The organism is Parabacteroides sp. AF17-28, assembly GCF_003479205.1.
GTDB lineage: Bacteria > Bacteroidota > Bacteroidia > Bacteroidales > Tannerellaceae > Parabacteroides > Parabacteroides acidifaciens.
This window is the reverse complement of record NZ_QUGV01000039.1, coordinates 17958-31228: the sequence shown is the minus strand read 5'-3', so window position 1 is coordinate 31228 and position 13271 is coordinate 17958. Positions and strand designations below refer to the sequence as shown.

Here is a 13271-nt window from a genome sequence, read left to right as displayed (position 1 = left end):
TTGCTATTTAGAGACATTAGCTTGACGGCTATGGCGCTTGACGCGGGGCCGCAGAAGAACAGGCCTTATCTATCAGTTGTTTATACGGTCGGTTTTAATGCGATCCCGCGTCAAGCGTGGGAACAGTAGTCTACAATAAATAAACCATTTTGACAAATAAATAAATCTTCAAAACATAAAAGTTTTCCATTTTAAGAATTACTATTACTGTATATCAGTAGATTGACATTATTTAACCACACAAAAGTTTTCCAAAAAGTTCACCGCATACTTATACTGTATACTTTTGCAGCAAATAAAACATATAATCCTCAATAGCAATTATCATGATTCAAACAGTTATCAAACGGGACGGACGCATCGTCGGGTTTAACGAAGAAAAGATCGCGACAGCCATCCGTAAAGCCATGCTTCACACAGAAATCGGAGAAGACCGGGAGTTAGTACGCCAGATCACCGACCACATTTCTTTCAAAGGTAACACGCAAATGACAGTCGAAGCCATCCAGGATGCTGTCGAACTGGAACTGATGAACAGTAGCCGCAAGGATGTTGCACAAAGATACATCGCCTACCGTAACCAGCGAAGCATCGCCCGTAAAGCAAAAACGCGCGATATGTTCCTGGAAATCATCAACATCAAGTCTAACGATATTACCCGCGAGAATGCCAACATGAATGCCGACACGCCTGCCGGTATGATGATGAAGTTTTCCAGCGAGACGACCAAACCGTTCGTAGACGACTACCTGCTAAGTGAAGAGGTCAAGGAAGCTGTGGAAAATAACTATTTGCATATCCATGATAAAGACTATTATCCGACCAAGAGCCTTACGTGCGTACAGCATCCGCTGGACCGCATCCTGAAATACGGTTTTTCCGCCGGACACGGCGAATCGCGCCCGGCAAAACGAATCGAAACGGCCAGCATCTTAGGCTGTATCTCGCTTGAAACAGCCCAGAATGAAATGCACGGCGGCCAGGCGATTCCGGCATTCGACTTCTATCTCGCCCCATACGTGCGCAACAGTTTTATTGAGGAAATGAAGAATCTGGAAGACCTCAACGGACAGGATTATTCCCATCTATATGAAAAAGAGCTGGACGATTATATCACCCGCCCGCTGGATGGACTGAGCGAAGACGACCGCATCATACAGCACGCCATGAACAAGACTGTCAGCCGCGTGCACCAGTCGATGGAAGCGTTTATCCACAACATGAACACGATCCATTCACGGGGTGGCAACCAGGTGGTTTTCAGCTCCATCAACTACGGGACGGACACTTCGGCCGAAGGTCGCTGCATCATCCGCGAGATACTGAAAAGCACATACCGCGGTGTCGGTAACGGTGAAACGGCTATCTTCCCGATCCAGATATGGAAAAAGAAACGCGGCGTGAGCTACTTGCCGGAAGACCGCAACTACGACCTCTACCAACTTGCCTGCAAGGTGACGGCACGCCGTTTCTTCCCGAACTTCCTAAACCTGGATGCTACTTTCAACCGGAGTGAAGAATGGCGGGCGGACGATCCGCAACGCTATATCCACGAAGTGGCTACAATGGGATGCCGTACGCGTGTATTCGAAAACCGCTTCGGGCCGAAGACATCCATCGGCCGCGGAAATATATCTTTCTCGACAATCAACATCGTGCGTCTGGCTATCGAATGTATGCAGGTCGAGAATCAGGAAGAACGGATTGCCCTGTTCTTTGCCAAGTTCGACCATATGTTGGAAGTGACAGCCCGTCAGCTGCACGAACGGATGGAGTTCCAGAAAACAGCCTACGCAAAGCAATTCCCGCTACTGATGTCTTCTCTTTGGCTCGGCAGCGAAAAGCTGAAACCGAACGATACGATCGCACCGGTTATCAACCAGGGCACATTGGGTATCGGCTTCATCGGCCTGGCGGAATGCCTCGTCGCCCTCACCGGTAAACATCATGGGGAGGATGCAGCATCGCAGGAGTTAGGTTTGAGAATCGTCACTTATATGCGTGACCGCGTAAACCAGTTCTCCGAAGAATACCAGCATAACTACAGCGTACTGGCGACTCCGGCAGAAGGCCTGTCAGGCAAGTTCACCGGTCGAGACCGCAAAAAGTTCGGCTCGTTGCCCGGTATTACAGACCGTGACTACTATACGAACTCCAACCATGTCCCGGTCTACTACAAATGCAGCGCCCGCCATAAAGCGGAAGTGGAGGCGCCATATCACGACCTGACGCGTGGCGGACACATCTTCTACGTAGAGATGGACGGAGACGCAACCCACAACCCGGAAGTGATCATGCAGGTGGTCGACATGATGGACCGCTACAACATCGGTTACGGCTCGGTCAACCATAACCGTAACCGTTGCCTGGACTGTGGTTATGAGAATGCGGAAACCAACCTCGAAACCTGTCCGAAATGCGGCAGCACCCATCTCGACAAGCTACAGCGCATCACCGGTTACCTGGTCGGCACGACAGACCGCTGGAACAATGCCAAACTGGCGGAGTTGAACGACCGCGTCGTTCATAGTTGAAAACCCAATTAATAACAAGCCATTGAGAATTGAAATGCAACAAACTAATTTTCAATTCTCAATTTTCAATTATAAAGATGCTTTCCATTATCGACATTATAGAAGATACAACTGTCGACGGTCCGGGTTTCCGGACCGCGATCTATGCGGCAGGCTGCCCGAACGCCTGCCCGGGTTGTCATAATCCCGAATCGTGGGATATAAAGAAAGGAAAACAAGTTCCGACGGAGCATATCCTGGAAAAGGTCCTGGCCGACGACTTTGCCAACGTCACCTTCAGCGGGGGCGATCCGATGTTCCAGCCCGAAGGTTTTACCGAGCTGGCGCGGGCTATCAAAGAAAAAAGCCGGAAAAACATCTGGTGTTACACCGGCTATACGTTCGAACGTCTTCTGAATAATCCGAAACAAGCAGAACTGCTCAACTATATCGACGTATTGGTAGACGGCAAATTCAAACAAACCCTTCGCGACGAAAGCCTCCTCTTCCGGGGCAGCAGCAACCAGCGCCTGATCGACGTAAAAGCTTCCCTGAAAGCGAAGAAAGCTGTCTGCGTGGAATTGAATTATGGATTGTAAATTTCTTACCATTCAATAAACTTCCCGCGCTGCCGGCGTTTCTCCAGTTCTTCCTCGAGGTAACGCTGGCGGTCTTTGGCTATGTAACGGCGGGCAAAGATGTTCGGAACTGCAACTCCCAATGAAATGCAAAGGATAATCAGGGCTGAATTCATACCGTTGGCAAAAGCATTCGTCACTTCGCCGATCACTCCGTGCAGATTGATAAATCCTAACATCGAGCGATACATCAGAACTCCCGGAATCATCGGAATCACAGAAGGAATCGTCAGGACGTGGTTGGGCACATCAAACCAATGAACCGCTTTTACCGCTATCAGACTCACGACAAAACTGCCCATAAACGAACCGATCACCGGGCCGTAACCCAATTCGAAGTTCACAAAGTTACGGGTACACACTGCCAAAATACCCCCTAAAGCTACGACCCACAGCAGGCGACGCTGGATATTGAAAATCATGGAGAATCCCATTGCTGCAATCGCGGCGGCAATGGCATAGACATAATACGGATCATGGGGTACCATGCTCAATTCACTGAACTTATGGTCGATCGCCACATCATTCATCACCAACACCCGCATGGCGAAAGCAATACCGAAAGTCATCGCCCCGACCATCATCATCGTATTAGCCGCCCGCGTGATGCCGACAAGCAAATGATTGTCGATCATATCATCCACGAAATTAATCAACGGCACACCCGGCACGATAAACAGGGCACAGGCCAGCAGCGGATGGTAAGGCGTCGCCGACAAACCCGAAAAGGAAGAAGCGTAGGCTAAGCAGGTCGAAACAAACGCCGCAAGTGCGATGCTCATATATACATTAATTCCAAATTCGATGCAACGCGCCCGGACCCGGAACCCGATGAAAGCACAAATCGAAGCAAACAAAAACGCAATCCAGTCGCAACCGAACAGCTTACAGAAGCCGCCACAAGCAAATCCGGCACCTATGGCAATAAGGTAAGGCACATAATTACGCGGTTTGGCTGCAATCTTTTCCAGTTCCTCTTCATATCTGTCCAGCGAATAATCCTGCTCGATCGCATTCCACGACAAATGGCTGATCTCCGTAATGGTTGTCATATTGATACCATGTTTCTCGCATTTCTGGAATTTGGAAAACGAATGTTTCTCATCACTCACATTCACCATAATCATCGTCCACCGGATATCCAGATGAAGTTTCTCTTCCGGAATCCCCATAAAAGCAGCCACCCGTTTCATGTTTCGCTCGATACGGTTCGTGTCGGCAGCACTCTCCATCAATAATTTCCCGGTACGAAGCAATAAATCCAGTTTTCTGCGCAGCAACAACACTTCCCTGTCTGTCATAGTCTCTTTTTCCATTCTTTTTGTCTTTTCTCAGTTTAAATGCGGGTACAAAAGTAAGCAGGCCAACTTTCACAAGCAAGCCCGCTGTGTTAGTTATTTATAATGTTTAAATCGATATCATTGATTTACAACGGCATATTGCCGTGTTTCTTAGGCGGATTGCTCTGGCTTTTGTTTTTTGCCATTTCAAGCGCCTGTATCAGTTTGTAGCGCGTCTGCCGGGGCATGATGATCTCGTCGATGAATCCCAGTTCCGCCGCGCGGTAAGGATTCGAGAACTGTTCGTTGTATGCCTCCATGGCACGCGCCTTCTCTTCGCCGTCCGCCTTGCGGTACAGGATATTGACAGCGCCTTCCGCTCCCATTACGGCAATTTCCGCCATCGGGTAAGCCAGGTTGATATCGGCTCCGGTCGGTTTGCTCGCCATCACGATATAAGCGCCGCCATAGGCTTTCCGGGTAATCAGCGTAATTTTGGGAACTGTCGCCTCGGCATATGCATAGACGATCTTCGCCCCGTGGCGGATAATACCGTCGTGCTCCTGCTGGCAGCCGGGCAGGAATCCGGGCACATCCTCAAACGTCACCAGCGGGATATTGAAACAGTCGCAGAAACGGATAAAACGTGCCGCCTTGTCCGACGCGTCGATATCCAGCACACCGGCCAGAAAAGCCGGCTGGTTCGCCACGATACCGACCGAACGGCCTCCCAGACGGGCAAAGCCGACCACCACATTCCGGGCAAAGTGGGGCATCACTTCAAAGAAATAATGATTGTCGACCACCGGTTCGATAATATCTTTAATGTCATAAGGCACGTTCGGATCATCCGGAATCACCTCTTGCAGAGCTTCCTCCTCGCGGCGTACATCGTCTGAACAGGGTACGACAGCCGCATCCTCCATATTGTTCGACGGCAGGAAGCTCAATAGCTCGCGGATGCTCATCAGGGTTTCTTCTTCCGTGTCGCACATGAAATGCGTCACGCCGCTCCTGCTGCTGTGTACATAAGCGCCGCCCAGTTCTTCCTTCCCGACAGTCTCGTGAGTAACAGCTTTCACGACATCCGGACCGGTAATGAACATATGGCTCTTCTCCTTCACCATAAAGATGAAATCGGTCAACGCCGGCGAATAGCAAGCACCACCGGCACACGGACCGAGAATCGCCGACAGCTGCGGCACCACCCCTGAAGCCATCGTATTCTGGTAGAATATCGAAGCATAGCCCGCCAGGCTGCCGACCCCTTCCTGGATGCGCGCTCCGCCCGAATCGTTCAGCGCAATCACCGGCGCCCCGCTTTTTAGAGCCAGGCTTTGTACCTTCACGATCTTAGCCGCATTGGTCGAACTGAGCGTTCCCCCATAAGCCGTAAAATCATACGCATAGACAAAGACCTGGCGGCCGTCTATTTTCCCATATCCGGACACGACGCCATCACCCGGAATCCGGTTTTTCTCCATACCGAAGTTCGTACAGCGATGCGTCACGAACTTGTCCAACTCCACGAATGTGCCTTTATCCAGTAGCATATCGATACGTTCGCGAGCCGTCATGTGCCCCGCTTCATGTTGCTTTTCAATACGAACTTCACCACCACCCAGGGCAGCAGCCTTGTCCAGTTCTTCAAACTTCTTGTATATTTGTTCCTTCTGCATTTTCTTCCTGATTAATTACGTCCAATGTCATCAACACCTGATTCCCGTTCACCGTGTCTCCCTCTTTCACCAGGATTTCACGGACAACGCAGTCCGAGCTGACTTTATAATTGCTCTGCATCTTCATCGCCTCGATCACGGCCACGATATCGCCGGCCACCAGCCGGTCACCTTCGCCGACCGGTATTTTCACGACTTTCCCGGGCATAGGCGAAATGATCTTGTCACCCTGTTTCTCCTCGCTGTTCCTGCGCATACGCAAATACTTCGCCTGCGAATCGATGATATCGACCGAGTAAGAAGAAAAGAACGTGTTCACCTGGTAGTTCTTCCCGCCCTCCGAACGGATCAGTTCGGCGTTATAGGAATGCCCGTCGTGCAACAGCGAGCAAGCGCCATTCTCGGCCATCACGATGTCCACTTCGTGTTCTTCACCATCTATGCAGAGCCGCACCTTATTTCCTTCTTTTCCAAGCAACGAAACATCCGCCACCCAGTTTCCTATATGTATTTCCATCTAACTTTCAATTTTCAACTTTCAACTTTCAACTAAATCCTAAGCACTCCTTTCTGCAACCCGAACTCGCGCCAACGGCTGATCGGTCGGTTATCCGCCGAGGTGGCCGAAGCGTTTTCCTCCAGATTCATCAGGTAATCCATATAAGCGGCAATCATGGCGATGTTCTCCGACCGGTGTTCGTCTTCCGGATTAATCGCATGTTGTAACTCGTCGGTATGTTTCGCAATGAAAGAAGTATCGTATGTGCCATGCACAAAATCCGGAACATCCATAATCCGGCGGAGATAACTGATGTTTGTCTTCAGGCCGGTAATCTTGTATTCGTGCAACACACGACGCATCCGTTCGATCGCATACTCCCGCGTCGTAGCCCAAACAATCAGCTTTCCGATCATCGGATCATAATAGACCGGAATTTCATAACCTTCATACACATAACTGTCGATCCGCACCCCGATCCCGTTCGGTTCGGTCAGCTGGCGGATCACGCCGGGCGAAGGCATGAAGTTGTTGGCCGTATCTTCGGCACAGATACGGCATTCGATCGCGTGGCCGCGCTGCACGATATCTTCCTGCCGGATATGCAAAGGCTCGTTGTTGGCGACACGGATCTGCTCCTTCACCAAGTCGAGTCCCAGCACCTCTTCGGTGATCGGATGTCCCACCTGCAGGCGGGTATTCATTTCAAGAAAATAAAAATGACGGTGTTTATCGACCAGGAATTCGATTGTCCCGGCACTGGAGTAGTTGACAGCCCTGGCGGCCGCTACGGCCTTTTCGCCCATCTCGCGGCGCAGTTCCGGCGTGATAAAAGGCGAAGGGCTTTCCTCCACGATCTTCTGGTTACGGCGTTGCACGGAGCATTCGCGTTCGCAGAGATGAATCACGTTCCCATGATTATCGCCCAGTATCTGAAATTCGATATGGTGCGGCCCTTCCACGAACTTCTCCAGATAGACCGTATCGTCGCCAAAAGAAGAGAGCGACTCTGAGCGGGCGGCATTATACGCCTCTTCCACATCTTCCTCCTTATATATCAGGCGCATTCCCTTTCCGCCGCCTCCCATAGAGGCTTTCAGCATCACCGGATAACCGATCTCGTTGCAGAGGCGGCGCGCTTCGGCTGCATCCTTCAGCGGTTCCTGCGTGCCGGGCACAACCGGTACACCGGCGGCGATCATGCGTTTGCGGGCGGCAATCTTATCGCCCATTGCTTCCATCGTTTCGGCCAGCGGGCCGATAAAGATGAATCCTTCCTCTTTACACCGGCGGGCAAATTCTGCATTTTCAGACAGAAAGCCGTATCCGGGATGTATTGCATCGACGTTGTGTTGCCGGGCAGCCCGGATGATTTTCCCGATATCCAGATAACTGTCTTTCGAAGCGGCCGGACCGATCAGGCAGGCTTCGTCGGCATAAAGGACATGGCGAGCCGTCCGGTCTGCTTCCGAAAAAACAGCCACCGACCGGATTCCCATTTCGCGACAGGAGCGCATAACTCTCACAGCTATTTCGCCCCGGTTTGCAATCAGTACTTTTTTTATCATATCATCGTTTTATATGTTTATAACAGGGATTCACTTCCGAAGCATAGAAGTAAAGTTTAACCTCTTCCAAACAAGATTTACATAAACATTCCGGATAGTAGTACATCTTTACATAGTCACGCTGGAAACGGTCGAGTTTCACGGTTCCACACTGGCAACCCGTGATGTTATCCGGCTGACATTCAAAAGAGACACCGCACCTGGGGCATATCTTCTCCATAATCTCCTAACATTTAGAATCAATAATCTTTTCGTATCCATAGCCTAACCCACGAGGATATGAACCTTTAATGAATGGCAGGTCTTCTGACTGACTCCCATCCCGAAGCCTTCCCGACTTGTTATAACAAACCAGTGGCAATAGTAGTTTCAGGATGTTGAAACGGAGCTTCACAGCAGCGGGACTGTTCGGGATTTACACCCGATTCCCTTTTAATCCGTCTTCCCGAATGGGAAAAACGAAACCGATTCGGTGACAAATGTAGAGTTTTTTTCTTAATTCCACCTATTCCGAAAGAAAGTATTTGAGAAGAGTCCGGTAGCAGGCCATTCACAAGAATACGCCAAATCATCATTTACAGGTTCAGTTTTTCTTAGTTTTGGACCTTCTGTAAATTGAGAAATTACAATAACTCCTATTTCAGCCATTTTTCTATTTCGTCCGAAATCTTGATCGATTTTGGATTGACTCTTTTTGCGGTTTTAACCGGCTCGGCTGACAACAGAGAAAATGAGGTGCCGAGCTCATTCCGAAAAGCGTACAATTTGATTATCGAAAGATGAAAACGCCGACAAAGTGATAAACCTTAACTCCCGGAGAATCGAATATTTGCGGACGAAGGCGGACGGCGTTCCAAATATCCCAAGAAAATTTTAGGGGCTTGTTGCCGTAAGGTGCGCAGAAAACTGCCGTGAAGTAACGCTTCATCGCTCTGAGGGTTGACTTCGTACTATATGAAGTCCGACTTCAGAGCAACAATGTTCCGGGTCAGAGCGATAAAGTCCCTCTTTATGGCGATAAGGTGCCGGATCATAGGAAAAAGCCCCTTTTTGACAGCTGAAAAGTGGATTCACAATTGTTCGGTTTCGGATGTCTTTTTACCCTGAAAAACACGTTTTATACAATAAGCCCCCTGCCGCAGGCTCTCTTTTGCCGTTTCGTTTCAACGAACGGTTTTAGAGCTTAGAGGCAAAGCCTCTTCCTCTGTGGACTTGAGGTCCTTTAATAGGATTACTTGTAGATTTTTGAAAGGGGGTTCAAACCCATAGAGGAATCCGGCAAAGCCGGGAATTTATCAACTCGTTGATTGAAATCAATGGCAAAAGAGAGCCTGCGGCAGGGGGGCTTATTGTAAAAAACGTGTTTTATAGCCTCGAAAGACATCCGAAACCAAACAAATGTTAATCCGCTTTTTTGACCTCAAAAAGGGACTTTTTCGCCTTTTTTGAGCGTTTCCAGCAATTATGACCGTCCTCTTTGCCATTACGACCGTGCTAATGTGTAGTGCACTCGGCACCTCGCGAAGATTGGGACGGTCGTAATGGCGATTTGGACGGTCATAATTGAAAAGAGGACCGTTTTCATGGCAAAAAAGCCCCTGAATTTCCTTGGGATATTTGGAACGCCGTCCGTTTTATTTTCAAATATTCGATTCTCCGGGAGTTAAGGTTTATCACTTTGCCGGTGTTTCCGGTTTTTGGTAATCAAATTGTACGCTTTTCGGAATGGTCTCGGCACCTCATTCCGTTTGTTGTCAGCCGGGAAGGCTAAAACCGTGAAAAGAGTCAATCCAAAATCGATCAACTTTTCGGACGAAATAGAAAAACGGCCCAAAAAGGGGTTATTGTCAATTTCCCCGATTTTCGAGAGGCTTAAAATCAGCCATAATTACTACAAAAATGACAATGCTTTTTGGATAATATGGATTTTTGGAAAAATAAAGTCTGTTGCACCGGGCAGCTTAAAGATTTGTAACGCCTGTTTCTCAAATATTTGCTATATTTGTAATGTATGCAAAGAAGATCGTACTTCAAATTAAATTATTGACGATATGAAATTAAGACATTTATTTCTGCTAACCGGATTATTACTAATTTATTATACAAATGCATTTTCCCGGAATGTTCAATATGAAAAACAGGAGTTTGTATATAAAACGGTTAAAGGACATGCTATAAAGGCAAATATATTCTTGCCTGTTTCGCAGGAAAAACATCCTGTTTTGGTGTATTTTCACGGTGGCGGGTTTATGTTTGGAAACAGAGACCAGGGATTGGATATTCCTCTTAAGGAAAAGCTTCTTGCCAATGGTTATGCAGTTGTGGCGGCTGATTATAGATTAGCTCCGGAAACAAAACTTGATGAAATGCTTAAGGATGTGAGTGATGTTATTAAGTGGATTAAGCTAAACGGGCAACAAAAATATAATATTGATACCGGTAAGGTTGCAGTTGCAGGAGGATCTTCGGGGGGATATCTGGCTCTCTCTTCCGGTTTTGGCGGAGATCTGATGCCGGATGCTATTGTCGCTATTTCAACGCCGACCGGATTTTCCACGGCAAATATTCAGATGGGGGATTTAGATGTGTTAAACCGCCCCGGACCGTATGACATTGTCAAGGATTCTGTGGTTTCGTACGGAAATTATGATAGTAGGATGGAGTTATGGAGATTTCTTGGGAAAAACCGGTTAGCATTGTATGAGATTTTTGGTTTTGATCCTGCAAAGGAACCAGAAAAGTTAGAAAGATATACATTGGCCAGCAATGTAAAACCTAATTTTCCGCCGACTTTGATTATTCATGCTAAAAATGACCGTTTGGTCGATTTGCAACAGGTAAATGACTTTTACACACTCTTGACCGAGAAGCAAATCAAAGCGGAATTATATCTTGTGGAAAATGGGCATAGTAGTGAGCTGATAAAGCAAAATCCGGAAGTGATTGATAAAATAATTGAATTTTTGAAAAGGCAAATGCCAGAAATAGAAGTAAGGTAAGAGATGGTAAGGAACTTAGTGGAACCAACTATAAGATAAAGATTCTGATTATGGGACTTTTTACGAAACTGCGGGAGCGTGTGGATGCTTTTCTTCATGATGAGGACTTGAAGAGGAAGTTGTATGTGATTATATTCGAGTCGGATACACCGAAGGGAAAACTGTTTGATACTTGTTTGATCGGGTTTATTATTGCAAGTGTGGTGGTGGTGATACTGGAGAGCATACAGTCGTTTTCTTATCACTACACGTTTGCATTGCGTATTTTGGAATATGTGTTTACCGCTTTCTTTACCTTTGAATACTTGGTCCGGATCTATTGTTCGCCACGGCCTAAGAAGTATATTTTCAGCTTCTTCGGGATTGTCGATTTACTGGCGACACTACCGGTCTACCTTAGTTTTTTCTTTGCCGGTACGCGCTATCTGATTGTGATCCGGGCATTCCGGTTGATTCGGGTCTTCCGTGTGTTCAAGCTGTTTAATTTCCTGAAGGAAGGGAACCTGTTGTTGAAATCGCTCCGGATCAGTGCACCCAAGATTTTCGTCTTTTTCTTTTTCGTGCTGATCCTGGTCACTTCGATCGGGACGATCATGTATATGATAGAAGGGAACCAACCCGGAACGCAGTTTAATAACATACCGAACAGTATCTATTGGGCGATTGTGACGATGACGACTGTCGGGTATGGCGATATAACACCCGTTACGCCTGCCGGACGTTTTCTTTCGGCTATCGTGATGTTGATCGGCTACACGATTATTGCGGTCCCGACAGGGATCGTGTCGGCGACGATGGTCGGGGAACAGCGGAAAAGAAGCCGTTATAAATGTCCGAATTGCCATCAGGACGGGCACGAAGAGCTGGCGGAGTATTGCAAGTACTGCGGATCGAAGTTAGAGAATTATAACTCTGGAAAATAATTACTATCTTTGCCCCACTTGAATAAACAAATTGATTTAGAAAGAAAATGGAAACAGTAGTAAGTGGCATCCGCCCAACCGGTAATTTGCATCTGGGGAATTACTTCGGAGCAGTAAAAGGATTTTTGCAAATGCAAAATGAGTATAATTGCTTTTTCTTCATTGCAGATTGGCACTCGTTGACTACACATCCGCATCCCGATAATATCCGTAACAGCGTGAAAACGATCCTGGCCGAATATCTGGCCTGCGGCATCGATCCGGAAAAAGCGACAATTTATATCCAGAGCGATGTGCGTGAGGTGGCCGAGTTGTATCTGTACCTGAATATGAATGCCGGGATCGGTGAACTGATGCGTACGACTTCGTTTAAAGACAAGGCACGCCAACAGCTGCATATCGACCGGGTGGAAACAACGGAAGGCGATGTGGAAAAGGAAATCTTCAACGAAAGCAACAAACATAGCGTAAGCGCCGGCTTGCTGACCTATCCGACTTTGATGGCTGCCGACATTATTATTCATAAGGCAGTAAAAGTGCCGGTCGGAAAAGACCAGGAACAGAATATGGAGATGGCCCGCCGTTTTGCCCGCCGTTTCAATTCTACGTTCGGAGTCGAGTTTTTCCCGGAACCCGCCTCTTTCTACTATTCGCATAAGGCGATCAAAGTGCCCGGCTTGGACGGTTCCGGCAAGATGGGAAAGAGCGAGGGGAATGCAATCTATCTGATCGACGACGAGAAGACGATCAAAAAGAAGGTGATGAAGGCAGTGACCGATGCCGGCCCAACGGAGCCGAACAGCGTGAAGCCCGAACCGATCGCCAATCTGTTCACGATGATGGAAATCGTGTCGACAAAGGATACTTACGATTTCTTCAACGAGAAATATAACAACTGCGAGATCCGCTATGGAGACCTGAAGAAGCAGTTGGCTGAAGACATCGCCAATTTCTGCGCTCCGATACGCGAACGTATCCTGGACATCCGTTCCAATGAGGAATATATGGAAAAGGTAGCCCGCATGGGTGCTGAAAGAGCCAGCGAAAGCGCAGCGAAGACCTTGCGTGAGGTTCGCGAGATTATCGGCTTCAGAGGATAAGCCCATTCTTAATAAGAAGATAATTGGAAGGGTAGGTGTTTAACCTGCCCTTTTTCATCTCTTTTTGTATAA

10 protein-coding genes and 1 riboswitch are annotated in these 13271 nt (G+C 48.0%); of the genes, 5 read left to right on the top strand and 5 right to left on the bottom strand.

All coding sequences use genetic code 11. The features are described from left to right. Positions 1-326 precede the first annotated feature (326 nt). Both DWW90_RS19315 and nrdG read left to right on the top strand, forming a co-directional pair. Positions 327-2534 carry an anaerobic ribonucleoside triphosphate reductase gene (locus DWW90_RS19315; protein WP_122346144.1) on the top strand — a complete coding sequence of 736 codons (2208 nt, stop codon included), beginning with the start codon at positions 327-329 and terminating at the stop codon, positions 2532-2534. A gap of 77 nt (positions 2535-2611) precedes the next feature. After that, positions 2612-3112, top strand: a complete 501-nt coding sequence (nrdG, locus tag DWW90_RS19310; RefSeq protein WP_122346143.1) for an anaerobic ribonucleoside-triphosphate reductase activating protein — start codon at positions 2612-2614, stop codon at positions 3110-3112. Between the two features lie 5 nt (positions 3113-3117). Here the strand turns inward: nrdG and DWW90_RS19305 are convergent, their stop codons facing one another. The 5 genes from DWW90_RS19305 to DWW90_RS19285 form a co-directional block, all read right to left on the bottom strand. Further along, positions 3118-4467: a threonine/serine exporter ThrE family protein gene (locus DWW90_RS19305; protein WP_122332754.1), complete on the bottom strand. Its 1350-nt coding sequence runs from the start codon at positions 4465-4467 to the stop codon at positions 3118-3120. Between the two features lie 110 nt (positions 4468-4577). After that, positions 4578-6110, bottom strand: coding sequence for an acyl-CoA carboxylase subunit beta (locus tag DWW90_RS19300; protein ID WP_122346142.1), 1533 nt, complete (start codon positions 6108-6110; stop codon positions 4578-4580). Next, on the bottom strand, positions 6079-6627 hold the full coding sequence (locus DWW90_RS19295) for a biotin/lipoyl-containing protein (protein WP_122346141.1): 549 nt from the start codon (positions 6625-6627) through the stop codon (positions 6079-6081). Before DWW90_RS19295 ends, DWW90_RS19300 begins: the two co-directional genes overlap by 32 nt. Before the next feature lie 32 nt (positions 6628-6659). Further along, positions 6660-8177 (bottom strand): acetyl-CoA carboxylase biotin carboxylase subunit, encoded by a 1518-nt coding sequence (gene accC, locus DWW90_RS19290; RefSeq protein WP_122346140.1) that lies wholly within the window; start codon positions 8175-8177, stop codon positions 6660-6662. Between the two features lies 1 nt (position 8178). Further along, positions 8179-8397 (bottom strand): cysteine-rich CWC family protein, encoded by a 219-nt coding sequence (locus tag DWW90_RS19285; RefSeq protein WP_115500052.1) that lies wholly within the window; start codon positions 8395-8397, stop codon positions 8179-8181. A 58-nt stretch (positions 8398-8455) separates the two neighbouring features. After that, positions 8456-8661, bottom strand: a riboswitch (cobalamin riboswitch). Between the two features lie 1567 nt (positions 8662-10228). On the opposite strand from DWW90_RS19285, the gene DWW90_RS19275 reads away from it, so the two are divergent. The 3 genes from DWW90_RS19275 to trpS are packed head-to-tail and all read left to right on the top strand — an operon-like array spanning position 10229 to position 13199. Further along, the gene (locus DWW90_RS19275; RefSeq protein WP_122346138.1) at positions 10229-11176 is read left to right on the top strand and encodes an alpha/beta hydrolase; all 948 of its coding nucleotides are present in this window, start codon (positions 10229-10231) and stop codon (positions 11174-11176) included. A 50-nt stretch (positions 11177-11226) separates the two neighbouring features. Beyond that, positions 11227-12099: an ion transporter gene (locus DWW90_RS19270; RefSeq protein WP_115500054.1), complete on the top strand. Its 873-nt coding sequence runs from the start codon at positions 11227-11229 to the stop codon at positions 12097-12099. A gap of 47 nt (positions 12100-12146) precedes the next feature. After that, positions 12147-13199, top strand: coding sequence for a tryptophan--tRNA ligase (trpS, locus tag DWW90_RS19265; protein WP_115500055.1), 1053 nt, complete (start codon positions 12147-12149; stop codon positions 13197-13199). Positions 13200-13271 lie beyond the last annotated feature (72 nt).